At 33.8% G+C, this 25,271-nt stretch carries 23 protein-coding genes; 14 read left to right on the top strand and 9 right to left on the bottom strand.

The genetic code is table 11. From position 1 onward, the window contains the following. Nucleotides 1-5 precede the first annotated feature (5 nt). Entirely contained in the window at nucleotides 6-2,069 is a 2,064-nt protein-coding gene (locus BUR17_RS06035) for a GMC oxidoreductase (RefSeq protein WP_074229427.1), read from the bottom strand. After that, the gene (locus BUR17_RS06030) at nucleotides 2,066-2,551 is read right to left on the bottom strand and encodes a sugar dehydrogenase complex small subunit (protein ID WP_074229426.1); all 486 of its coding nucleotides are present in this window, start codon (nucleotides 2,549-2,551) and stop codon (nucleotides 2,066-2,068) included. Before BUR17_RS06030 ends, BUR17_RS06035 begins: the two co-directional genes overlap by 4 nt. 588 nt (nucleotides 2,552-3,139) lie before the next feature. Between BUR17_RS06030 and BUR17_RS06025 the strand changes: the two genes are divergently transcribed. Then, nucleotides 3,140-4,327, top strand: a complete 1,188-nt coding sequence (locus BUR17_RS06025; RefSeq protein ID WP_074229425.1) for a GAF domain-containing sensor histidine kinase — start codon at nucleotides 3,140-3,142, stop codon at nucleotides 4,325-4,327. A 64-nt stretch (nucleotides 4,328-4,391) separates the two neighbouring features. Here the strand turns inward: BUR17_RS06025 and BUR17_RS06020 are convergent, their stop codons facing one another. Genes BUR17_RS06020 through BUR17_RS21130 form a run of 3 tightly spaced genes read right to left on the bottom strand, consistent with a single transcriptional unit; the run spans nucleotide 4,392 to nucleotide 5,763 of the window. Further along, on the bottom strand, nucleotides 4,392-5,063 hold the full coding sequence (locus BUR17_RS06020) for a DNA-3-methyladenine glycosylase family protein (protein ID WP_074229424.1): 672 nt from the start codon (nucleotides 5,061-5,063) through the stop codon (nucleotides 4,392-4,394). A gap of 15 nt (nucleotides 5,064-5,078) precedes the next feature. After that, nucleotides 5,079-5,591, bottom strand: coding sequence for a methylated-DNA--[protein]-cysteine S-methyltransferase (locus BUR17_RS06015; RefSeq protein ID WP_074229423.1), 513 nt, complete (start codon nucleotides 5,589-5,591; stop codon nucleotides 5,079-5,081). 46 nt (nucleotides 5,592-5,637) lie between these two features. Beyond that, nucleotides 5,638-5,763 carry a hypothetical protein gene (locus BUR17_RS21130; RefSeq protein WP_262484505.1) on the bottom strand — a complete coding sequence of 42 codons (126 nt, stop codon included), beginning with the start codon at nucleotides 5,761-5,763 and terminating at the stop codon, nucleotides 5,638-5,640. 244 nt (nucleotides 5,764-6,007) lie between these two features. Between BUR17_RS21130 and BUR17_RS06010 the strand changes: the two genes are divergently transcribed. The 9 genes from BUR17_RS06010 (at nucleotide 6,008) to BUR17_RS05975 (ending at nucleotide 12,441) form a co-directional block, all read left to right on the top strand. Continuing rightward, entirely contained in the window at nucleotides 6,008-6,409 is a 402-nt protein-coding gene (locus BUR17_RS06010; protein WP_074229422.1) for a hypothetical protein, read from the top strand. Between the two features lie 87 nt (nucleotides 6,410-6,496). Further along, nucleotides 6,497-8,152 (top strand): ATP-binding protein, encoded by a 1,656-nt coding sequence (locus BUR17_RS06005; RefSeq protein ID WP_159437590.1) that lies wholly within the window; start codon nucleotides 6,497-6,499, stop codon nucleotides 8,150-8,152. A gap of 2 nt (nucleotides 8,153-8,154) precedes the next feature. After that, the gene (locus BUR17_RS06000) at nucleotides 8,155-8,895 is read left to right on the top strand and encodes a LytR/AlgR family response regulator transcription factor (RefSeq protein WP_074229421.1); all 741 of its coding nucleotides are present in this window, start codon (nucleotides 8,155-8,157) and stop codon (nucleotides 8,893-8,895) included. 323 nt (nucleotides 8,896-9,218) lie between these two features. Beyond that, the gene (locus BUR17_RS05995) at nucleotides 9,219-9,587 is read left to right on the top strand and encodes a hypothetical protein (RefSeq protein WP_143747535.1); all 369 of its coding nucleotides are present in this window, start codon (nucleotides 9,219-9,221) and stop codon (nucleotides 9,585-9,587) included. A gap of 76 nt (nucleotides 9,588-9,663) precedes the next feature. Then, entirely contained in the window at nucleotides 9,664-10,314 is a 651-nt protein-coding gene (locus BUR17_RS05990; RefSeq protein WP_074229419.1) for a DUF2589 domain-containing protein, read from the top strand. Nucleotides 10,315-10,393: 79 nt separating this feature from the next. Further along, complete coding sequence (locus BUR17_RS05985; RefSeq protein ID WP_159437589.1) at nucleotides 10,394-10,924, top strand: DUF2589 domain-containing protein; 531 nt, start codon at nucleotides 10,394-10,396, stop codon at nucleotides 10,922-10,924. 4 nt (nucleotides 10,925-10,928) lie between these two features. Then, nucleotides 10,929-11,120 (top strand): hypothetical protein, encoded by a 192-nt coding sequence (locus BUR17_RS20640; RefSeq protein ID WP_143747533.1) that lies wholly within the window; start codon nucleotides 10,929-10,931, stop codon nucleotides 11,118-11,120. A gap of 5 nt (nucleotides 11,121-11,125) precedes the next feature. Beyond that, entirely contained in the window at nucleotides 11,126-11,587 is a 462-nt protein-coding gene (locus BUR17_RS05980; protein ID WP_074229417.1) for a DUF2589 domain-containing protein, read from the top strand. Nucleotides 11,588-11,628: 41 nt separating this feature from the next. Next, nucleotides 11,629-12,441: a glycoside hydrolase family 25 protein gene (locus tag BUR17_RS05975; RefSeq protein ID WP_074229416.1), complete on the top strand. Its 813-nt coding sequence runs from the start codon at nucleotides 11,629-11,631 to the stop codon at nucleotides 12,439-12,441. A 348-nt stretch (nucleotides 12,442-12,789) separates the two neighbouring features. On the opposite strand, the gene BUR17_RS05970 is transcribed toward BUR17_RS05975, so the two are convergent. From BUR17_RS05970 to BUR17_RS05955, 4 genes are all read right to left on the bottom strand, one after another. Beyond that, entirely contained in the window at nucleotides 12,790-13,908 is a 1,119-nt protein-coding gene (locus tag BUR17_RS05970; protein WP_074229415.1) for a hypothetical protein, read from the bottom strand. After that, nucleotides 13,905-17,909, bottom strand: a complete 4,005-nt coding sequence (locus BUR17_RS05965; protein WP_074229414.1) for a hypothetical protein — start codon at nucleotides 17,907-17,909, stop codon at nucleotides 13,905-13,907. Before BUR17_RS05965 ends, BUR17_RS05970 begins: the two co-directional genes overlap by 4 nt. Before the next feature lie 184 nt (nucleotides 17,910-18,093). Beyond that, the gene (locus BUR17_RS05960; RefSeq protein ID WP_074229413.1) at nucleotides 18,094-19,584 is read right to left on the bottom strand and encodes a contractile injection system tape measure protein; all 1,491 of its coding nucleotides are present in this window, start codon (nucleotides 19,582-19,584) and stop codon (nucleotides 18,094-18,096) included. 50 nt (nucleotides 19,585-19,634) lie between these two features. Next, nucleotides 19,635-19,949, bottom strand: a complete 315-nt coding sequence (locus BUR17_RS05955) for a hypothetical protein (protein ID WP_074229412.1) — start codon at nucleotides 19,947-19,949, stop codon at nucleotides 19,635-19,637. Nucleotides 19,950-20,619: 670 nt separating this feature from the next. Here BUR17_RS05955 and BUR17_RS05950 point away from each other — a divergent pair. The 4 genes from BUR17_RS05950 to BUR17_RS05935 all read left to right on the top strand — a co-directional run bounded on the left by BUR17_RS05950 (nucleotide 20,620) and on the right by BUR17_RS05935 (nucleotide 25,267). After that, nucleotides 20,620-21,204: a DUF4255 domain-containing protein gene (locus BUR17_RS05950; protein ID WP_074229411.1), complete on the top strand. Its 585-nt coding sequence runs from the start codon at nucleotides 20,620-20,622 to the stop codon at nucleotides 21,202-21,204. Nucleotides 21,205-21,249: 45 nt separating this feature from the next. Beyond that, nucleotides 21,250-22,998 carry a phage tail sheath family protein gene (locus BUR17_RS05945; RefSeq protein WP_074229410.1) on the top strand — a complete coding sequence of 583 codons (1,749 nt, stop codon included), beginning with the start codon at nucleotides 21,250-21,252 and terminating at the stop codon, nucleotides 22,996-22,998. Nucleotides 22,999-23,076: 78 nt separating this feature from the next. Continuing rightward, nucleotides 23,077-24,801 carry a phage tail sheath family protein gene (locus tag BUR17_RS20965; RefSeq protein WP_074229409.1) on the top strand — a complete coding sequence of 575 codons (1,725 nt, stop codon included), beginning with the start codon at nucleotides 23,077-23,079 and terminating at the stop codon, nucleotides 24,799-24,801. Between the two features lie 34 nt (nucleotides 24,802-24,835). Continuing rightward, nucleotides 24,836-25,267 (top strand): phage tail protein, encoded by a 432-nt coding sequence (locus BUR17_RS05935; RefSeq protein ID WP_074229407.1) that lies wholly within the window; start codon nucleotides 24,836-24,838, stop codon nucleotides 25,265-25,267. Nucleotides 25,268-25,271 lie beyond the last annotated feature (4 nt).

Raw genomic sequence — 25,271 nt, 5'->3', positions numbered from 1 at the left:
TCTTTCTATTTTAAAATTGTTTCCAGATCCTTCAATATAGATTCTACCGAACGTATTGTGAATGCTGATAAGGTTAATGTAGGGTTTGAAGTTCCTAAAGTGGTCATGTTTCCTGCGCCGACGATGTATAAATTCGGGTGATCCCAAGATTTACAATAACTGTTGGTTACAGAATCATCCGGCGTGTCACCCATTCTGTGAGTTCCCACGATATGACCGGCTCCGTTGTAAGAATATCTCACATTATTGTACACAAAAGTGTTGTTATCCGTCGCGTTATACTTTGTGAAATCTTCAATATTTAATCTTGCAAACATCTGATCAGAAGCTAGTTTTGCCTGTTCCATCGCTCTCATTTCATATTCATTCAGTTCATAATTGATAACAGGACGCGGAATTCCTAATGCATCAAGATATTGATCATTAATGGTAACTCTGTTGTTCGGATTTGGAAGCTGTTCAATTTCAAAATGAAATAAAACCTGTCTCGAAAGTCTGTAGGTTAACGCTTCTTTTAATTCTTCGCCGAAAAGTCCCTGTCCCAAAAATTCTGAAAGATCAGATCCTGGTGAAAACGCTGGCCAGCTCCATCCCCAATTATCTAATGGAGAAATCCATGCAGAAAATTCGCTTCTGAAATCTCCGTCACGGAAAGACGAAATGTTCGTGGTAGAACCGGGACCTCTATAAGAATAAACCGGCTCCGGAAATAATCCCCAAGTAAGCATGACCATATGATCCATCAGGTTTCTTCCTACCTGATCGCTTCTGTTGGCAACTGTTTTTTCAACTTTTTGCCCGTTTTCGATAACGGTGTATTTTGAATTTAAAAGAATTTTAGGGTTTTCAAAAGCATTGGCTGCAAGAATGACAACTGAATTTGTAGTGTCGATTTCTTCTTCAATAAAATCTGTTTTTTCTCTGGAAGTATATCTTCTTATATGAACTTTTGAAATTTTTTCCTGATTAGCCTGATCCACACTTAATCTGTAAACAACACTCTGCGCTTGAATCTGAATATGAGGATTTCTCTGCAGGTTTTCGTTTTTATTGACTTTATAAAGTGCTTTTTTCAGGGTTTTCAAAGCGTTGTATTTTGCCTGAACCGGACAGATCGGAACGCAAGAAGCATTTCCTTCACAACGTTCTCCCATGTAAGGATTCCAGACTGCGCCCAATGCTTTGTAATCTTCGTGTTCGATATTATTTAATGATAATTTATATCCTGAATCTGAAGAATTTGCTTTGATTAATTTTGCTTTTCCATAAGCAATATTTGGAGTAGAATTTCTTCCCTGAGGCGAAGGAACCATCATCAACGGAATATTCTTAAAATTCAACTGAACCGAAGTTCCTGCTAATCCGTTAATAATTTGCTGATCCATATAACTTTGCGGAATTTCATCCATCGGAAAAACATAATCTTTACCATAATATTCTTCCATACTTTCCTTGATCGGATATTCCTGAGCAGAAACATTTCCGGAAACTCCTATTTCAAACTCAGCCATTTCATAATAAGGCTTCAGAGTTTCATAATCAATCGGCCAGTCCATTGCTCTGCCGTATTTTTCTTTTAATCTAAAGTCATTCGGAAGCATTCTCGGTGTAGTTCCCAACCAGTGAAGGGTAGTGCCGCCTCCAACTCTTATCGCATCACTCGCAAAAGGCATCGGACCAAACTGAACTAAATATCCTTTTTTATCAGGAAACGGTGGAATGATAGGTTCCATATCTAAAACATTGGGTGAAGGTGCCTGTTTCAGATTCGGATAAGGCGAGTTCGGAACTTTAGCTTCTTCCATGTAAAACTTACGGATGTAATCGTTGTAAGTCGTCATAGAAGTTGCGGAATCCAGTTCTATTCCGGCTTCTAAACCGGCTTCGTACATGAGAATAGATAATTCTTTATATGTTTTTGAATCGTTTATTTCAGAACGGTGGATCATTTTTCCTTTTTCTGTATCAAAAACATGATCGGTTAAAAGTTTTGCAATCAGAGATCCGGCAATTCCGGTTCCCACGATGATTACATCTTTTTTCTGCTGTAATTTTTCTTTCTGATTCATGAGTTGCTGTTTACAGGTTTTACGCCCCAAGATTTAAAGCCAGGTTGTTTTGCTCCGGGTGGATGAGCTTGCATTACGTTCCAGACCAATCCTTCTTTATAAGATAAATCGTTGATGTAAGAGCCTTCCCAGGTTCCAAGGTACCAAAGCGTGATAATACTGTTGGCAATATCCTGAGTCGCAGGATTGGCAAGAATGTTAGAAGAAATAGCGTTATTCAGTTGGTTTTGTGTAGTAGAATTTTCAAGAATATCTTTAGAAATATTCAGAAATTCTGTAAAAGTTACAGCTTCTATCTGATGAAGAATATGCGTGTAATAAGTCTCGGCTAAGCCTGTAGATTGCAGTTCGTTCACAGAAAATCCGGTGAGAGATTCTGAGATAGCCATGAACACGTCGTAATAATAATCGTCGACGTTGAAGATTTTTTGGATAATCATTTCGTTGAAATTTGGTGTTACAATAACTTGCCTTCTTATCATTTTAGGAAGACAAAATAATACAATCGAAAAATAAAAATGGTGACATTTTAGTCTTGATCAGACCGCATAGAAGTTTTGCAAAGTTTTTTTTAAGTTAGACATGGTTATTAGTTTTAGTTGTCCAAATTTATTGAGTTTTTGCTCGCCGAAACTCAGTATTTTTACTATAATGGCGCATGCGTGTGGTATTTGTAATTATTATAAAAAAGCTTTTTCGAAGAATGATTTTTATTATTCTTTTTTATTTAATTTAGAACTGTTCTAGTTTACGGAGTCGCTTAGAATTAAAACTCTATCGTGAGTTATTAATTTTGATTTCAACTTTCTATATAGATTCTAAGAAATTTAAAAAAAGAACTTTATTTATAACGATTTTCTTAATTGGTGCTTTTATTTGTCTGATTTCAACAAGATTATTCTCAAAATATTTTAGCCAAATTAAGAAGACAATTAAACCGAAATAATCCTCCATGCATTTTTCCAGAATCTAAAATCTTTGTAAATATCGTGGATTTATTCTTACCTTTATCAATTGGGAAAGCTTTAAGAAAATGGCTTCTAAACTAATTAAGACCGAAGAACTATTATATGGAATCTCGTACAATTGAAAGCGATTTTGAAAAAGATATTGAACAGGTTAACCAGATTCCGGCTGTTGCAAATATATTGGAAGTAATCTGCAGTACAACGGGAATGGGCTATGCAGTGGTTGCAAGAGTGACAGAAAACCGTTGGATCGCCTGTGCCGTGAATGACAAAATCAACTTCGGATTAGGAATAGGTGGTGAACTTAAAGTCGAAACTACGCTATGTCATCAGGTAAGAGAATTTCAGGAAACAGTTGCCATAGATTATGTAGACAACGATCCTTTATATTCTGATCATCATACGCCCAAAACGTATGGTCTTCAAAGTTATATTTCAATTCCTTTGATTCTGAAAAATGGAGATTTCTTCGGTACTCTTTGCGCAATAGATCCAAGACCCGCCTTGGTGAACAATGAAAAAACAATCAATATGTTTAAGCTTTTTGCTGAATTGATTGCGTTTAACCTAGATTCTATCCAAACGCTGAGTGAGACTAAAGACAAATTGCTGAAGGAACAAAAAGATGCAGAAACCAGAGAACAGTTTATTGCAATGTTGGGTCACGATTTGCGTAATCCTGTCAATGCGATTTCTATTTCTGCTCAGGTTTTATTGAGAAGTTCTATGGATGAGCGAAATATGAAGCTGGTAAAGATTATTCAGGATTCTACAATCCGTACAAAAGGTCTTATTGACAATATGCTTGATTTTGCAAGCGGACGTCTTGGAGGAGGAATTAAACTAAATTATGAAAATAATGACAGTTTGGAAGATGTTCTTAATCAGGTGATCAATGAACTGAGGGTCGTTTATCCCGATAGATTGATTCTTACTGATCTCGATTTAAATAAAGAAATTAAAGGAGATCATAAACGTATCGCTCAGCTTTTTTCAAATCTATTAGGCAACGCAATCACTCACGGAGAACAAGGAACTCCTATCATTGTAAGCGCAAAAACGGGATCTGATCATTTTGAATTGTGCGTAACCAATAAAGGAAATAAAATATCCAACGAAGCAAAAAGACATCTCTTTATGCCATTCTCCCGTGGAAAAGTACATCAAGGACAGGAAGGATTAGGTTTGGGATTGTATATCGCCAGTGAAATTGCTAAGGCGCACAACGGAAAACTGTCCGTAGATTCCACCGATGAACAGACTTGTTTCACATTTCATATTCCCAATTAAGCAGAGCGTTTTTTTTCTAAAATTAATGCAGATTACAAAAATAATATGATGTGCAGAATTTAAATTAAGGTTTTTTTTGTTTTTTTGGAGCAGAAAGATAGTAGTGCCAAAGCATCATTGAAGCTATCGACCGGAAAGGTGTCCACTTCTCACTGATTTCAAAAATTTCTTCTTTGGTAGATTTTGGAGGAAGTTGTTTCAGGCGTTTTAAAGCATTTACTGCAGCAAGATCACCGATTGGGAAAATATCTGTTCTTTGAAGAGTAAACATTAAATAGACATCAACAGTCCAGTTTCCGATTCCTTTTAAGCTGACTAATTCTTTTCGCACCTCATCATTCGACATTTTCGAAAGTTTTTCAAGGTCAATTTCACCATTTACAATTGCATTTGCCAAGCTTTTGATATAAATGTTTTTCTGACGACTGACATAACATTCCCTCATTTCCTCGTCGCTTACCCGAAGAATTTTTTCAGGAGTGATTTCTGTCAATTTTTCTTTTAATTTATTTAAAGCTGCCAAAGCAGAAGCCAAAGAAACCTGCTGTTCCAAAATGATATGAATGAGGGTTTCAAAAGTATTTTCACGCGCACACATTAGAGGATAACCATGATTTTCCAGAATTAATTTTAAATCCTGATCCTGACTTGCCAGATGATTACACAACTCCTGAAAATTTTCCAGATGGAAGGTTTCTATTTCTTTTAAAACGACACAATTTGTGGTTTTCTTCATAGCTTAAATTTGGGTTTAAAATAAACTTGGGATAGTAAAACCACACTCCAAATCGAGAAGAATAGATTTGTTTTCCAGACCACCTGCAAAACCAACCAGTTTTCCTGATGCTCCCACAACTCTGTGACAAGGAACAATAATCGATATCGGATTTTTATTTAAAGCACCTCCAACAGCGCGAACTGCTTTTATATCGCCAAGAATTTTCGCCAAGTCACCATAAGTTTTGGTAGCTCCGTATGGAATTTTCAATAAAGCTTCCCAAACTTTAACCTGAAATTCAGTTCCTTTAAAATCAAGGGGAATGTCAAAAGTTGTTCTTTTATTCTCGAAGTATTCGTTTAATTGCTTTTCAGTCTGTAAAAGTATCGGATGATTATTTTCTTGCACAGGTACAGAAAGCTTGGTTCTTTTATAATCTTCACCTTCCCAGGTAATTGCCACAAGACCTTTATCAGAAGCAATTGCCCTGATTAATCCGACTGGAGAGGGGATATCTTTGTAGCTCAATTGCTCTTTATTTTTCATCTTGTTGTGATAATTTTTTGATGTTTAGCTTAATGCTTGTAATATTTCAGATGAGTTTTTCAATGATTCTTTTTGCAGATTGTATTTCGTCGGCTCTTTTGAAAACAGAAGCGATAACAATAGAACCTTCAAGGATTGTATAAATTGTTTCTGTTAATTCTTCATCCGACATTTTTTTGTGTGATCTGAATTTTCCACCAATATTTTTATAAATTTTTTACAGTATTTATGATGAAAACTTCACCGAATTTTTAAAATCTAATCATTTAAAGGAAAAGAAATTTGGGCATCAATACAAATAAAATTTTTGTATCATTTAATTGTTGCGTAATCATATTCATATCAAAATTATCCCTATAGATACTATAAATTTATTAAATTGCATTCAATTAATAACTAATATTTTTGAAAATTACATGAGTGTCACATTTCCTTTTGAATTTACAATTGGTAATACAATTGAATTTAAAAACAACACAGGTCCTAATCCGTTGATGCCATTAGTACAGGCAAGTTATACTGATCAAAAAAAAAATAGTATCAGCGTTAGTGTTAACATATTTATTAATACCGAAGTGAAAATTGCTCATAAGGATATTAATATTATACAAGACGAACTAAATCAATATCTTTTTTTTGTAGAATATACTAATGACATAATAACTAACGCAGCAAAAACCTTTAGAAACTACAGACTAGATTTTGAAATAAACCAAATTAATGCAGATGATAATCATGGGGAAATCGTTGTTTATATGAAGGACGAAGATCCCACTTTATCACGTGGTACAGTAACCACAGTGCAGCATAATAATTAATGGAAAATCAAAATGTTTATCACAGAATATAATACTGGAAACTTAACACCTAAGTTATCAATATGTCTGTTATTTACATTTTGTTTGATGAAGTCTCAAAGTATTGTAAATGAGAATATAAAGAATAAATCTATTCAATTTTCATCACACCACAATTTTTATAAAGCTTCTACATTTTTTCTAAATAAGAATGAAGATTCTACTTTAATTTACACCGGGAGGCAATTGGATGCATTGAACAATCCACAAGAGATCAATCATTATTGTTACTATTTCCGGGGCATTGCTTTTAAAAAGAAAAGGATGTTTGAAGAAGCAAAAAATGAGTTTGGAAAAATCCCAGACGATTTTATTTTTAAACAAAAAATACAGGTGTATTTAGGTGATATTGCAGTAGAAAAACAGAATTATAAACAAGCCCTAAATTTTTACGAACAGGTAAGAAAAAATAAGGAATTTGAAAAATTTGATATTGACGAAGCAAAAGTCATTCACAACGTAGGATTGTGCCACCTTCATATGAAAGATTATAAAAATGCAGAAATTTATTTAATTAAAAGCCTAAAACTGCATGAAAATAAGAAAGATACAATAACAATAATCAGTTCCTATATGGATATTGCCGGAATGTATTATGAGCAGTATCTGGATAATTTAGCCATTCCATTTTATAAAAAATCTTATATATTATCAAAAAAAATAAAAGGCAACTACCTTCTCAAAAAAAATGCAGCACTGAATATGGCTGTTGTAGAAGAAAACAAAAAGAAATATTCGCAATCGTTAAAATACAGGAAAGAGTCTGAGATATGGAATGATTCTCTCAATAATCAAAGTCGAGTATGGTCTACTGTTCAGCTTGAAAAAAAATTGGCTATAAAAAGTAAACAAGTGGAAGTAAATGTACTAAAAGCTCAAAATAGATTGGAAGCTCTTGAAAAAAACAGGATTCTTTATATAACAATCTTACTTTTGATGATGTTTTTGGGAGGTATTTATTTTTATCTTCAAAAGCTTAAAACCAATAAAGTTATACTCGATCAAAAAACAAAACTAGACGAATCTAATACAGCTAAAGACATCTTGTTTTCTATTGTGAGCCATGACCTGCGATCTTATATTAATTCTTTAAAGAACAGCTATTTTAAAATGCAGGCCAATATAGAAGATTCGGATCTTGTTAAATTGGAAGAGGAGATAAGAACAGGTTCTACTATTGCCGAATCTACAAATCATCTTCTGAATAACCTTTTGCATTGGGCATTGATGCAGACCAATCAGCTTTATTTTAATCAGGAAAACATCAATATCTACATGATAACCGAACAGGTCGTGTACAACTACAGATCTTTGATGATTGAAAAAAATATTTTATTTGAGAATAACTTAACAAATAATTTAAAAGTTAAGGCAGATCAGGAATCTCTGAAGATTATATTGAGAAATATTTTGGATAATGCCATAAAATATACAGATAAAGGAGGTAAAATTTTGATTTATACGAACGCAATTTACGACCAATATCATTCTATAACAGTTGAGGATAGCGGAAAAGGGATGACCGAGGAATTACAAAATGAGATATTACATGATTCTAAAATAATTTCAGATAAAAAAAAGTCTTCAAGAGGTTTAGGATTACATCTTTGTCAGTCGTTAATTAAAAAAAATCTGGGTCTTTTTAAACTGGAATCAAGTACAAATATTGGGACCAAAATAACCATTTCATTATTAAGTGCATAATCATGAGCAAAGTCAATATTCTTATTTTTGAAGATCTTCAGGAAGATGCCATACAGCTTTCGGAAGTACTATTGACTAATCATTATAATGTCATCGGTATCGCTGCAACATTCGAACAGGCACTGAATTACATGCACAATGAGCCTGTAGATATATTGATTATCGACATTTTTATAGATAATCATCCTGAAGGTATTAATCTTGCACAAATGATCAATGCCAATCCGAAAACCACCAAACCATTTGTTTTTCTTACTAATTCTTCCGATAGGCGGGTATTTGAAAAAGCAAAACTTACCAAACCATTTAGCTACCTTTTAAAACCTTTTAATGAACTGGAAATATTATATGCGATAGAAGTTGCTATAGAAAAATTTTATGAACAGACGGATACTATTACCATCAGTTCTAATCCGGTTGTTGCTAATGATTATATATTTATCAAAAAGGGTAAGAGCCTAAAGAAAGTATCTATAAAAGACATCATATATATTGAAGTAGAGGAACGTTATTGCAATGTGATTACGGAGTCTGAAAAATATTTGATACAGATATCATTGGCTAAATTTTTGCCATTTTTAGAATCTAATCAATTCATCCGAACCCACAGAAATTATATGGTTAATCCCACCAAAATCATTGAAGTTACATTGTCAGAAAATACCATTTTACTTCAGGGAAATCATATAATCACTCTTAGTAACAAATACAAAGATTTCTTATCCAATTATAAGATATTCTAAAAAATAGCTGTTTAATATCTTTTTTAAAAGATTAGCTTTCATAATCTTATACCCGATTTTCTCAATCTTATGTCACTGGTTTTTCATCTGGTGACATCATTTTTTATTCACTTTACCCAACGCCGTAGTTTTACATCAGAATAACAAAAGAAGCTAGCACTTTAGTTACTTGAATTTTTCTTAAAAGGCTTATAGACAGGAATAAACCCACATGTGTTTTACGTGAATAATAAATATGATTCCCATCAAATCCCTTATAGAAAAATCAAAAACAGGGAAGCCGAAAACTGGTTAGAGTAGGTATGAATTATAAAATTAAAACTATGGCATCAAAAATTATTTCAAAGTCAGGAAGGGATCAACCTATTTATGGTTTTGATGACGAAACTGATCTTTATGAAGTTGCTGATCTTGTGAAAAAAATTCGAAAAGATCTTGGAACTGAGATGAATAAAGTAATGATCTATGTGCTTTCTGGTACACATGGTGATAAAAATGGGAATCTAGACGCAGAAGGAGAATTCTATGATGAGGATAAATTGGGAGAATTACAAACTGTTAAAGCTGTAAGAGTAGATCAAAAAACACCAGCAAACACCTGGACAAATTATTTTGGCAAAACAAAAAGCATTCTAATCTTAGCTTGGTGTTACAGCGACAGGTGGAAAGGGCTCGCTACATATAACAAATAATTAGTAGACAACCCATTCATACTCAGGGAAGCCGAAAACTGAATAAGAGTAGGCAAAAAAAATAAAATTAAATAAAATGAACGATCAATTATTATCTGTGGCTCAACAATTTTCTGGGCTACCAATCGACTCTCTAATTGGAGGACCATTATTGGCAGCAGCCAAAGCTAATGCAAATATGGCATATACGCAGACACAGTTTCTTTTGGATACATGTTTTAATCAGGATGCAACCTCCAAGAATTATACACCAATTATCATCAATATGGAATTACAGAATAATGTAATTACACCAGGTGATCCAACGGCTACTCCTCCTACAGAAACTACGGTTACACCATTTACAACAATCTTTAATCTACCTATTTTAACCATAATTCCTTTGAATTCTCTTGCGGTAGATAATGTAGATATTGATTTTGAAATGGAAGTAAAATCAAGCTTCTCTCAAGATACGCAACAAGACACAAGTAAAGAAACAAAAGGAGAGGGCGGTTTTGAAGCAAAAGCAGGATGGGGACCTTTCTCAGTCACCATTCATGGAAGTGTAAGTTACGATTCTAAAGAATCTTCTTCTGATAGTACTCATTACGAGAAAAGTAATAGTGCAAAATATAGCGTGAAGGTTCATGCAGGTCAGTTGCCTCTGCCAAAAGGAGTGTTAACAATTATTGATGCGTACAGCAAAAATATTACACCAATTCAGGTTCCTGCCAAAGATAAGTAAGCCATAAACTTAACATTATGCATGTTTGGAGATTTTATCTCCAGACATGTTTTTAAAGAAATCAATAAATATCAAAATAATGAGTGATCAGGAACAATACAATCATAAAGCAGCTTTAATAGAAGATCTCTTGGCAGCACCTTTCATTGCAGCTGCAAATGCTAATTCTAAAATGGCACAGGAACAGGTTAAATTTTTAATGGAAACTTGTTTTGACGCAAAAGAGGATTCATTTTCTCCAAAAATGGTCAGCCTGACTATCAGGAAAAATAATCAGTCTGAGACTGAACCCAACGAATTGCTGACTTTTGAGTTACCATTGATAACGATTATACCTTTTAACTCACTCTGTGTAAAAGATATTAATGTAAAGTTTGATATGGAGATCCTATCTCTTGCCCCAAAACATGTGGCAGACAATGATGAAACCGGCAAAAAAAATATGGAGATGAGGGGAAGTGTGGCGGCTTCGAAAAGCGATGACAGCCCTACCCAGAAAAGACATCAGTCTAAAATGCATGTAGAAATAACAGGCGGAACTATACCGCTTCCTGTAGGATTAACAACAATACTGAAATTTTATTCTAATAACATTCAATTAAAATCTTAATATCATGAACCAAACATTACAATGTCCACAATGTAAATCAGAAATAACTTTTAATGCACAGGCATTAATTGCGGGTGCTACTTTCACATGCACAACTTGTGAGTGCCAAATAAGGATGTCGCCATCAAGCATGAATCAGGCAAAAAAAGTGTACGATAAGTTTACCGAACTGAAGAAGAAAATCGCTCAAAAATAACTGATATGGTAAATTTTAAGAATTTAATAGAAGCGCTTAACGATTCCATCACCATAGCTAATGAATCTTTATTGAGTAACCATAATGAGTTTATTGACACTTATTTTGAAAAAGCTGAAAATGGCGGTTTGTTTGCAAAAACTGTAACACTTAATTTTCCTGTTAAAATGGGAGATAATACAATAAAAGATGTTCCTGTAAATGCTCCGGTCATAACACTTATACCCGTTTATTCTCCAAAAGTGGAGGAGGTTAAATTGACGGCAAGCCTTGAAATAGCTTTAGATAATGATGAGTTAATGGTAAGCTTTTCAAATGATGAAAAATCGAGCAGCCTCTTTGGTAATAAAAGCAAAACCTCAACTGCTAAACTAGAAATTGTTCTTAAACCTAGTGAAACTACAGAAGGAATGAAAGATATTATTGAAGGTTATGAGAAAGTACTGAGAGCACAAATTCCAGGTTAATAAAAGAGTAATTAATATTTAAACAAAAAAAAAACAAGATCATGAATTTAATATCAAAAATAGTTATTGGCGCAGTAACAATTAACGCACTAGGATTAGCTGTAATATCCTATAAAATAACAGACAAAGACTTAAAATACAAAGTCAGACAAATGATACCTGAGTCTTCAAAAAGTACTTTGACAACAGACAAAAATGTTTCTTCGAAAACAATAAATGATAATCCAATAGAAAATAATAATAATCTTAAAACCTCTTTACAAGGAATTGACGTTTCACATTGGAATGGCAATATTGTGGAAGATTTGCCCAAAAAAGACAATCTGAAATTTGTAATCTGCAAATCTACACAAGGAGAAAAGGATATAGATCCCGAGTTTGAAAAAAATTGGAAATACTTAGATGAAAACAATATCATGAAAGGGACTTACCATTTTTATGTATATTCTCAAGACCCTATAAAACAGGCTGAACATTTCTGTAAAACTGTAGATAAAGTAGCTAAGATTAAAGATACTGATTTCCCCTTAATTATTGATGTTGAAGAAATGAGCCTTCCTAGAAAATCAATTGATCTCCATAGGTTAAAAAATGATTTGATGGCATTTTTAAACTTTGTTGAAAACAAAACAAACCGAACGCCAATTATCTATTCCGATTTTTCTTTTCTGAATAAATATTTAAACCATTCCGATTTTTCAAAATATCCTTTGTGGCTAGCTGAATATTCTCATTCTTTACAACCTAAAATACCTACAATCTGGGAAAAAAAAGGTTGCCTGATTTGGCAAAAAACAGACAGCTATCATGTAAATTCAACGGATACCGATTTTGATATTTACTATAAGGAATAAACCTAAAGTAATCAATTTTGACTCAATATAAAGATGAAAATCTTACAAAAAGCACTGTAAATATTAATTTTACAGCGCTTTTTGTTTAATAATGGACAATCTAAAAATTGTATATTTCAGAGAAAATAGTAACAACAAGGTACCAGCGATTAATACAGCAAAACTTATGAAATATAATCCTTCAGGATTATAGAACCTATAATTGCGACCCATCAATTATGTTTTTGATAAAGATAAAAACTTTTTGAAATAAAACTGCCACACGAAAGGATTCGTGCGGCAGCTGGGTCATAAAAAGCGAAAATTCTAAAAAAATAGAAATTTCGCTTTAAATTATAAATAAACTAGTTAGAATTTATCTTTATAATGATTATAAAATTCTAATTGATCTATTAAAACCTCGTTAATCTCTGTCCAACCATGTTTTTCGGATAAATCAATAGCTGCTTTCCAAGCATTCATATTAGGATTTCCAAAATTTACTCCACTCCAATATCCTGCACTTACTAAAGCATCCCATGCCATAATAGGATCGTTTAATTCTTCATCTATTGCTTTGGCAGCTTCTATATGAGCATCTCCATTGTATGAACTTTTATTTTTACTAAGTATCTGACCTACTTTATATAACGGATGATTTTTCATTTTTGAAAAATAGCCTAATTCAGGTATAAATTTACTAATAATAGTATCTAATTGAAAACTGGATGATGTAGTATAAGGGATAAATCCAAAATCAAATTCTACTGCGTCAAAACCATGTGGCTGAATAAAACTTTGCCAAAATTGATTTTCTTTTTTTTCCGTTTCTATATCAATTAAACTATAAGCTCTTTGTCCAATAGCATTATAAGCTCTTGTCTTCCATATACCATAATCATTTATTTCAAAATCTGGAAGATAAGATTCATTTTCAATCATCGAATTCATTAATTGAACGTATTCTTTCTGTTGTGGAGTATTATAATAATAATTCCAAAAATCTAAATATACTTTGGTATAAAATTCCGAGGGATTTTCCAAATATTTTAATTTATCATCATTTTGCAGATATTCTTTTAAGAATTCTAATGAATCTAAGCTATTTATATATTCTCTAAAAGGCAAAGAAAGTTCTTCAAGTAATTGCCAATCATCCAAAATATATTTCTTAAATTTTGCTGATTTTAGCATTTTCAATTGCCTAAATATTAAAAAATTATCTAAATTATTCGAAAATAAACAATGATCAACTCCACTTCTTAAATAAACAGGAGAATCAATCAGCTTTTTATTTGGTGTTAATTTAATGGCATAACTATCATATGTCTCAAAGGAAACAGGTGCTACATACCATTGTCCAATTTGTAAGATCTTGGTATAAATTTTAGCTTCTTCCTCATGACTAAATTTAAAGCCTAAAATAGTATCTGTTTCTCTGCCTATATACAATCCTTTTAGATCTTGGTGTATTTTGTTTAGTTTCATAGATTAATCTTTTTAATAATATGATTTCTCCAAATTATATTGGCTATTTCTCTTAATTTATCTAATGCTTTTGGATGTTCAGATTTATCTCCATCTTTATCACTTTTACTAAGAGCTGTCGCCACAGTCTGAAGCCCCACAGTTAAAGCACTTTCATAGCTTTTTTCTGCAATATCATTTACGGTTTTTAGGATTTTTATTTTTTCACGTTCTAAATTTTCATCAAAAGCTCTTGTTCCAACAGCAAAACTATTAAATAAATCTTGAATCTGCTTAGTAATATCTTTAGAGATTATATCAAACGCTCCAGCTTTATTACCTTTTGATTTTACAACAAAACTACCTTCATTTTCTGTTACAAAACTATTTATATCAATATTACCACGTTTTAATAATAGATGAGCCTCTTTAATAAAATTATCCCAATGTGACTTCCACATCTGAGCTCGCTTAACATTATTTACACCATCATAACCCATAATTGTAATTTCCCTATTTTCTAAGGAATACTTCTCTACGTCTTGTGTGACGTCTTTTTGCAATTCTTTACTATGAACAGCTTCATCAGACTCTCTATGGGTATCTTTATGCAATAAAATTGCTGATAGGTTATTTCCGTGACCTGGGAATTTTGTTTTTACATCAGTTTCTCTTTGTAAAAGCTTGTCGACTACATCTTGAAAAGGTTTATCCTTACTAGATTCTTGTTTTTCATTTATTTTTCTTCCATTATGACCATAAAACTCCTTTATCCTATCCATAAATTTATTCTCTGGAACATGATGTGATTCTCTATCCTCTCCTTGTAGCGGATGCATTCCAACAACTAGTTCTCCAAAAGGCTTTTCTTCAATTTTCTCAAGTTCAGTTCCGGTCTCATGAACATTCTCCGGACTCGCTGTATATCTATAGATAATTTTATCATCTTTACTTTCAGCTCTTAAAGAACTAAAAACTGGATATTTTGCCTTAGTTTTTTTAGCGGCTTTATTTGCCTGTTCAAGAGTAAGCTTATTATTGTGATTATCATCTACTTTTTTCTCTTCCTCTTTTAAATAGATAAATCCTGCATCAATTTTCTTCTGTTTTTCAGGCTCATGGGTATTATCTTTTTTACTTTTTCCTACAATTTTCCCAAGCAATCCCTTAGCTTTCCCTTTCACAAAAGTCCAGAATTTGGTAATGGCTTTTACAATACGCTCTCTTATTTTATGAATAACGCCAATTACTCTATCTGCCAATCCGCTAATACCTAAAAACGATGCTAAAAACCCGATCAAGACAGGGATAGATTTGCCCAATGCATTTTCTATCGATTTGGCTACGGCGCCTATATTTCCGCTGGCAATTGCTTTTATACTTTCGGTAAAGGCTCTTACCAATTCCATGATTTGTGTAGCTTTCTGAATGAAGAATTTTACTAGATCTATAATTGCCATTGCGGCTTTTACAAACGCTCCCACCGGAGTAAGCATACTCATTATCGTTTTGATACCTGCCTTTATTACCTCTGTCTGAACAATATCCATGATCGTATCCATGATTGTTTCTTTCAGATCGGTAAACTGATCTTTTAAGTGTTCCCAAAGTCCTGCAATACCGTCTTTACGAACGATCTGTACCATTTCGAAGCCTGTTTCAAGAACTTTCATTACGGGTTCTCCGATCACTTTAGCGCCAATAGATCTAATGCCTACCCACGTTAGATCAAGCACTTGCATGGTAATGGAGAAAATTCCTTTTAATGAAAATGCATCTTCCGGTACGATAACAGAAACACCTTTTGAAGCTCCTGTAAGCCACCCAAAGAAACCTGTTTTAAGGTGGGTCCAGATATTGGCTCCAAAATTGGTAAATCCTTGCGAAACTCCGGCAATAAGATTTGACAAGAAATCAATTGGATGTGCAATGATTGATAAAATCACATCTATTGCTCCCGAAAGTAAATCGGTAAGTGTTTTTTTGATATTTTGTATGGTTTCCCAAACGCCTAATGTTGCTTCTTTTAAAGCGCTTAAGAATCCTTGGTTACGTTTTTTAAACTCTTCAACCATTTCATCAACTTCTTTAAGGGTATTGTTATATTTGGTTACCAATGAATCAATTAATGAAGATTCTTTTTCACTTATCGAATTTTCAAGTTGTTTAAATTGTCCCTGAATAGCATCAATATCGCCTTTAATTGCTTTTTTAACATCGGCAGGCAGATTTTTGATGAATGTTGTTACCTTTTGACGACCAGAAGTAATAGCAGCTTTGGCTTTATTTAATCGATCTGTTACCAATTTGGCGATAGTATCAATCGTTCCGTCTAGTTTTGTTAAAAATAACTTTCTTCCTTCAGTGAAAAATACATTTACTTCGTCTGGTAATTTTCCGTTCCAGCCATCTTTTATACGTTTACCATATCCACGAACATCGTACCAGCTTCCGTATCGCTTTTCTTTGTATTCGTCAGTTTTTTTAGTGACATATTTTTCAAATGCATCTTTAGCAACTTTAGCACCTGCATCAAATAACTGGGTTACTTTAGTCTCGAGATCGTTTAATTCGCCATCAACAGATTTTTTAGTATCAGCATAAATTTGATTCAGCTGAGCGACAACATCCTGATGTTTGCCTGTATTTTTTTCACCAGCCTTATGTTGTTTTTGAGTTACACCATCCAGCATTTCTTTTCTGCTGTGATGCATGCCTTCCATCGTGTTATTGGTTTTGCCTTGTGCTTCTTGTTTAGAAGATTCCAATTTTTTATTTTCAGCAGCCTTAAATTCTCTAGGAGTATTTTCGGCATTCTCTTTTGCTGCTTTTTTAGTATTGAGGGCATTGATGAAACTAGGTTCGTTGGAACTCGCCAACTGCTCATCTGTAATATTATTTTTTTCAAATTGCTGCTCAACTGCTTTGTAGCCGTTGGTGACAGGTTCGCTTAGTTCAGCGTCACCTCTTTTACCAGGTATTGTAGCTTTAATATTCACTTTTGAACCTATTTTCGGATCAGGTAATGCTGTGGTTACACGTTGCTGAACCTTCGATTCATTTGGCTCTTGTTTGGCAACTGCTTCAATACTTCCTGTTACATTATTTTTGGATGCAACAACATCTGCACCAGCCAACTGATTAACTTCCGCAATATTATTATGTGCTTCAAAATTTTCAACCTGTTTTTCATTGGTCGGCAATTTCATTTTATCAATTCTGCTTTTTAATTTTGCTTTGAAATCGGAAGGTTTGAAAGGGTTTGCCTTTTGTTGATCCAACTTCTCTACCTGTTGGCCTTTTGCTTTTGATTTTCGTTCTCCAACAGGTACCGCTGCTGCTGCATTTGCATGAGTTTCAGCTTTTTCTTTAGTAGTGTGGGTACGTTTTGTTTTGGCCGTATTTTTAACTAAACTTACTGTTTGAGTAAACTGTGGATCACTATGTGGATCAGTAGGTGTTGTTCTAACTGCAGCACCTTCTTGTTCAGCAGGCAAAACCAATCCTTCACTTTCTTCTGGTATGACAGCAGAATTTTGAACAGATTGTACTTCATTCAGAGCATTAGGTTCTGAATTCTCTGCTGTTGTAGACTCAGAATTGCTTTGAGCACTTTGAGACATAGTTGCTTGTTCTTGAGCAGTCTTTGGCAGATACGTTCCCGATTTAATATCGTTGTAATTTCGTGCCTGATTAATATTCAAGGTCGACATATAGTCTTTCTCCATATTTTTGGTATCGGGATGATTGATGTCTCCCGTTTGTGCCAAATTTTCCTGAAACTTTTTATACATTATTTCAGAGCCCTGATCGTAAATGGTTTGTGAACCATGAACGGCTACAATACTACCATTGCGATTTGTTGATCCGGATTTAACGGTGGAGTTATCGGGCTTTTGTGTTTGTGAACCGACAACTTCACCCTCGGATAGAGGTACAACCACCGGTTGTGTCAGTGTTTGCTTTTTGGCCTGACTCTGGTGGGGTTTGTTGTCTTTTTCTACAGGTTTTGCTGTTTTCATTGACTTAGTTTTTTAATTTCATATTGAGTTAGAAGACCTATAAAACGCAATTGATATGTTTGCGTTTTATAGGTCTATTGATCTTAAGAATTAGATCATAATAGATTTTTTAGAACCTGAAGGACTAAAAATGGCTATTCAGCTTGCGATTTTAGAATGTTTAAAAAAAAATAACTAGCGATGATTACCAATTCACAAACATAAATTTCTTTTTCCACGGGAGTTTGACGAGACCAAGTCCCCAACCGAGATTTTTAAGTAAAATATCTTGTGTTTTTTGTTCTACAGTAAGAGTATAATCATGATCGGTGACCACTAATTTACCCGGACGCTGGAAAAACTCGTTTTGTAATAATGCTACAGAGGATTTTTTCATTGAACTCCAGTTATGCTGAACGCTTTCTATGACATTTTTGGCTTGTGTTTTATGCTTACGAGAAAGTTTAATATGTCTGTTAATGGTTTGATGCATCGGAATATTGCATAAGAATTTTTCAAAAACCATGTCATATTCTGGGTCGTTTGTTTTTCCGGTCGCGATATAATGTAACAAATGCGCGCACAACTCAGGATTGATAAGTTGCTGGGTTTTTAGATCGATAAGATCACAATGTTCAAAAAAAGTTTTGATAAATGGATGGATCAAAATAAGTCCTGCATTTTGAACATATTGCCCATCATCTTGGCTTAATTCATTATTGTCGTCTTGACTTAAATTTTTGTGAAATGTTTCATTCTTTTGATGAATTGTTTCCTTCAGAGTTTTTGCATTTTCAGACTTTTCAGACTTTTCTTTTGGATTATTTTTGATGCTTTCTATACTTTCAAATATTTCATCTTCTTTAATAAAAGGGAATATCTTAACTACGGTTTTCAGATTCTCATGCTTGTTTTTTGTCTTTGAAAAAACGGTCGAAGCTGATTCAATTTTTATTATTTGTTGCAGAAGATATTCCCGAATATTAACATTTGATGAGCTTAAATGCTGCGACAACACATTCAAAACCAAACGCCAAACGATTTGTCTTTCTGCATGATTCAGTTTTGAAATATATTGTATGATATCAACATTTAAATTGATTTTTAACTCCCTATTTTTTAAAATAGACAAACATAATTGCGCAATTTGTTCATCTGAAAGTTGATTGATAATCCGTTCCTGAACATTTGGCTTTGAGAAAACAGAAATAATTTTTTTTTGAAAATTGCTGTTCACAATCAATGTGTTAAATACCGCTGGTTCCAAAAAAGCAATCCCATTTGTACTTGAATTCCACCAAGGCATATTTCCTTTTTCTAAAAAATAGATAAAAGTTTGAATTGCTTTTTCCTGATTGTCAACTAAATATGCTTTAGAATCGCTTTCTGTTTCTTGATCTGACTTGTCAATTGGCTTTGTAATTTCAGACAGTTCATCTTTAAAGAGTTGCGCAATTTTATCTTTTAATTCAGCATTTAGCGAGCTGCTTTTTACATCCAGATTCAGTTCTAAATGCGGAATTTGAAGAGTATGATCATCTAATTTGTACTCTAAAGCATTGATGTATTTTTCTATTTCCGGAAAAACATCAATAGACAAAAAGCTACTGATATCTTCTTTTATACTAAACGCTTTGTCTTTGTTGTTGACGCTAATTTCAACAAAAACTTTCTGTATGATATGATCTTGCTTCACGCTAAATGGATTTTAATTAAAAAATTAGGAGCTGTTAAATTGTTTGGTTTTTAGTCGAATTCTCCACCCCAAAAACCAGCCGGACAAAGACTTAATGTTGATCTTTGCTTGGCGCTCAACCTGCATCCGCAACCTCTTACAAACCCTTCTTTTGGATGATCCAGAACTTCCAGTGTATTCGGATTAAGCCATTTCATCGCATTACAGTTGTTGCCATTTTTTAAAGGACATTGGTTACAGATTTCTTCTCTTACAGAGAAAACGTATTCTTCGCTTTGATTAGCGATACCAATTTTTGAGCGTAATTCATTGAAATGACCGCCAATGATTTCATTGCGCTTGCTAAAAAGTTTTTTGATATTCATGTGATTAAAGTTTTAAAATTATTGGGGTCAAAATTAAGCGAACAAAAGACATATTTTCGAATTATGAAGTAGTTCTATTCAGTCTTTGCAGTAAAAGAGAAAATTATTTGCTGATCATGCAGGTTTACAATTTCTGGAAAATTCTTTGATGTAAAACGGAAAATTTATAATCAGAAAAGTGCTGAACTTTGTGCATTTTTTAGGAGCTTTATCCCGCTTTTCATTACAATCTTTTTTTTCAAAAAAGGATTTTCATTGCAATCGGGGCTAAGAATTTAGTTGCCTGTCAAAACATTAGGAAACATCCACAAAGTTTTTCAATTTTAATAAATATTGATTTCAAAACAAGGTCTAAAATCACAAAAAAATCATATTCAATTACTCTTCAATTTTCTACTGAAATAAAATGATTTTTAATTATAAAATTAGACCTAAATAACAAGCTTTAATTTCACTTTGATTAGATTAAAATAATTTTTATTTAAATTTTACTTTTAAATAATGGTTTTAATTATTTGTTTATCAATTGTTTATGTGTTTTGTTTTTAAATGTTTTCATAAATGAGTGAAAATAGTATTTACTGCAAAGACAGGTAAGAGACCCCAAAATATTTGTCTTTTGATTGGCGATGATTGTATGTTTGCAGCATAATAATTAAGAACAGAAATTATGATAAACGAAGTATTGACCATTTTAAAAAATCAGCTGAACAGCTCAGAAGGTTTACAGGATGTTTTAGGTGATATTGCTGTTGTTGATGACATCGCAAAACATGATGACGACACCTCAGGTCTTGATAATAAAGTAGTAATTACCCTGCTGAATGTTGAAGAAGAATCTACATTGAAAAACAGATCAAGATACAATAAAGTGCAGATAAGCGAAAACCCGACTCAGTTTGATATGAAAATGGAGAGCCCACCTGCTTACTTAAACTTATATGTAATGATCGCTGCTCACAGAGCAACCTATGCGAACGCTTTAGCAAATATTTCAAAAGTGATTGAGGTGTTTCAGACCAACAATGTATTGGAATATCTTGATCCGGAAGACGAGAGAGAGAATGATTTCAAATTCAGGATCGAGTTACACACTATTCCGTTTGAACAGCTGAGTTACATTTGGGGATTATTGGGCGGAAAGGTAATGCCTTCTGTCTTATATAAAATCAGTGTAATAAAAATTGTGGCTAAAGATGTTACCTCTATTGAATTAATTAATGACGTTAATATTGAGAGTATTAAAGTTAATTAACCATAAAAACAAAAACTAATAACCTTTTATTCAAATTTTTAAATCATGCCAAATCCAACAACACCAGGTGTTTCAGTTGAAGAAATTACAAAACTTCCTTATTCAATTGCATTAATAGACACAGCGATACCTACATTTATTGGGTATACTAATCAAATCCCAGAAGGTTATGATATTAATGATAATACTAATGCTATTAATATTAATAATAATACTAATAAAAATCTTAAGATCAGTTCTCTTTTGGAATTTGAAGATAAGTTTGGAAAAGCAAAGCTGGAAAGCATTCAACTAAAAGACACCAAAGATAAAGGACTAACTGTTGTAGCACCGGAAGTACAGTTTTTAATGTATTATTCACTACAGATGTATTTTGCGAATGGTGGCGGTCCGTGTTACATTGTTTCTGTAGGAACTTATGCTTCGGCTTCAACGGGAGTACAATTATCTTCCCTGCAAAATGGATTGGATAAAGTTGACACCTTAAAAGCTATTGAAGATCCTATTCTTCTTGTCTTTCCAGATGCTGTCTCATTAACAGAACCAAGTTTTTACGAGCTTTACAATTATACAATAGGAAAATTAGAAACAAAAAAAAGGTTTGCCATTTTAGATACTTACGAAGGAAATTCTGCAACAATTGGCAACTTTAGAGCTGGAGTAGGTTCAACTAACCATGCGGCAGCTTATTTTCCTCATCTTAAAACCATTTTGAATTATAGTTTTGATGAAGATAAGACAATAACGCATACCGGTTTACAAGAAACAAATCAAGAAAACGATGATTTTTATGCGGGTGAAATTGCTGCTTTAGAAGTATTGAGAGATTTAGCAACCGCTGAAATTTCAACCACATCTGTAAATGGTTTTGTACTGGCAGATTTATTAGAGCAAGCTATTGCGATTGCAGAAGAAATTTATGAAACTGCTGATTCTAAAGATGCTTTAAGAGAACCGCTTAATGAGGCTAAAGCTGTGGTAGATGCGATATATGACGGAACAATAGACGATTTTAGGATACCTCAGGATTTACAGGTGAATACCCCTATTTTTAGAGGAGAATTTGATGATTTAATCGATGCAATTCGTCTTTCAAAAGATAAGGTAGGGAATGCAAATGGTTTAACATTGAAAAACCTACAGTCATCTGATTCTTTATTATACAATCAAATAAAAGAAGCCATAAAATCTTTACAAGTTGTTTTACCACCATCATCAGCAATTGCAGGAGTTTATGGTAGAGTAGATAGTGTAAGAGGCGTGTGGAAGGCTCCGGCAAACGTAAGTCTTAGTTACGTCACAGAGCCAACAGAAAAAGTTTCTGAGAAGGAACAGTCAGATTTAAACATTCATGATTTCGGGAAATCGATCAATGCGATTAGATTTTTTACAGGAAAAGGCAACTTAATCTGGGGAGCCAGAACCCTTGATGGAAAAGATAAAAAAGGTGACGGAAAAGACAATGAATGGAAATATGTGCATGTACGTCGCTATTATAATATGCTTGAACAATCGATCAGTGATTCGCTCGAAAGATTTATTCACGAGCCTCATACTCCGCACACATGGTTGCGAGCAAAAACAATGTTAGAAAATTTTCTAAACCAGCAATGGATGGAAGGTGCATTGGCAGGAAGTACCCCGAAAGAAGCTTACGAAGTAAAAGTGTACGGAAGCAAAGATCCTGTTACTGAAAATATCATCAATCCGATGAATGTAGAAATCAAAATAGCATTAGTACGCCCTGCAGAATTTATCATTTTAAATTTCTCACACAAACTGCAACAATCCTAAAAATACAATCGATCACGAATGAAAATTCGAAGTTTTACTTCGAGGAATAATTAATATTAATTTAAAATTTTTTAAAAAATGAATTACAAAACCCCTGGAGTCTATGTGGAGGAATTGGCAAAGTTTCCGCCTTCCGTAGCGCAAGTTGAAACAGCTATTCCCGCTTTTATTGGGTACACTGCTGATGGACCAAAAAACAAACCAACAAGAATCTCTTCAATGTTGGAGTACGAAACTCTTTTTGGAAAAGCAAACCCTGAAACCTTTGCTGTAGCTTTCAAAGGTGGCGTTGCAACAGCAACACAAACGAAAGTAAGCGATTTTAAAATGTACTATGCCATGCAAATGTATTTTGCAAACGGTGGTGGTGCTTGTTATATCGTTTCTGTAGGAAATTACACAGATCTTGTGCTTGTAGAATCTTCTACAACAGATAAAACTTTATTAAAAGGTCTTGAATTGTTAAAAAAGGAAGACGAACCTACATTAATCGTCTTCCCGGATCTTCAAGGTTTAGTTCCTACTGCTGCTGATATTGCTGCTGCTCAAGCTGCTGCTGATGTTGCTGACAGTAATAAGCTTGCTGCTACAGCAGCTAAAGATGCCGCTAAAGCTGTTGTAGATGTTGTTGCTGGTGCTAATTTAGAGGCTGCTGTTGCCGCTGCTGTTGCTAAAGCTAACACTTATGCTGTTACTGATACTAACAACACAGTTCAAGTCGCTGCTGCTCAGGCTGCTCAAGCTGTCGTAGACGCTGCTCAGGTTGCTGCTGCTATTAATAATGCTACTATCCCTACTGTTAAAGCTGCTGCTCAGGTTGTTGCCGATGCTTTTAACACAGATTTTACGACCGCTACGACTGTCGCTACTGCTGTTGGTGTTGCTAAATCTTTAGCTGTTTCAAGAGCTGGAGATACTACTGGTATTAGTTTAGTCTATTCTCTTTACAACAAAGCTTTAGATCAGGCAGAACTAATGAAAGACAGATTTGTTATTATGGATGTTCTTGGAGATGAGGCTGTTTTTAGAAATAAAGTAATTTCAAAAGGTCTAAAATATGGAGCAGCTTATCACCCGAAATTAAAAACAGTTTTGACTTATGATTTTGAAGACGCTAATGTTTCTGTTACCGGTGCTTCTGGTGTGAAAAATTTAGCAGAATTGAAAACTTCAAGCTCAGAATTGTATAACCAAGCTAAAAAAGCAATTGAATCTAATAGAGTTGTATTGACACCATCATCAGCAATGGCAGGAGTATATGCTAAAGTAGATTCTACTTCCGGAGTATGGAAATCACCGGCAAATCTAGGACTGAACTTCGTAGAAGCACCGTTAGTTAAAATTTCTGACAGGGAGCAAGACGCTCTTAACGTAGATGCCGTATCCGGAAAATCAATTAACGCAATCAGAACTTTTACCGGAAAAGGATCATTAGTTTGGGGCGCAAGAACTTTAGACGGAAACAGCAATGAATGGAGATACATCTCTGTACGTCGTTTCTTCAACATGGTAGAAGAGTCTGTAAAAAAAGCTACAGAACGTTTCGTTTTCGAACCAAATACTGCCAATACATGGATTCGTGTACAAACAATGATCGAAAATTTCCTTAATCAACAATGGCAAGACGGAGCATTGGCTGGAAGTAAACCTGAAGATGCTTATTACGTAAGTGTTGGTTTAAATAAAACAATGTCTGCTCAGGATATCTTGGAAGGAAGAATGATCGTAGAGATCGGTATGGCAGCAGTGCGTCCTGCTGAATTTATTGTGTTGCGTTTCTCACACAAGCTACAAGAATCATAAAATAAACTAAATAACAATTAAATAAAAAATAATTATGAGTACATATCCATTAGTAAAGTTTGCCTTTGAAGTTGATTGGGGTGGAACAAAAGTAGGTTTTCAGGAAGTGAGCGGATTAAATGCCGAAGCAGCTTTAATTGAATACAGACATGGTGCAAGTCCTGATTTTAGTAAGATTAAAATGCCGGGATTGAAGACTTTCAGCAACATTACTTTAAAGAGAGGAACTTTCAAGAGTGATAACGAATATTTTGAATGGTTCCAAACCATCCAATTAAATACGGTAGAGAGAAGATCAATTACGATCTCACTTTTAGACGAAAACGGAGAACCTGCAGTAACTTGGAAAGTGAAAAATGCATTCCCGCTAAAAGTAAATGCAACAGATTTGAAAGCTGAAGGTAATGAGGTAGCTATCGAAACTCTGGAAATTGCACACGAAGGATTAACGATCGAAAATAACTAATATT

Source organism: Chryseobacterium scophthalmum (assembly GCF_900143185.1).
GTDB lineage: Bacteria > Bacteroidota > Bacteroidia > Flavobacteriales > Weeksellaceae > Chryseobacterium > Chryseobacterium scophthalmum.
The sequence above is the reverse complement of the archived record's forward strand: the minus strand, read 5'-3'. Positions and strand labels throughout refer to the sequence as shown.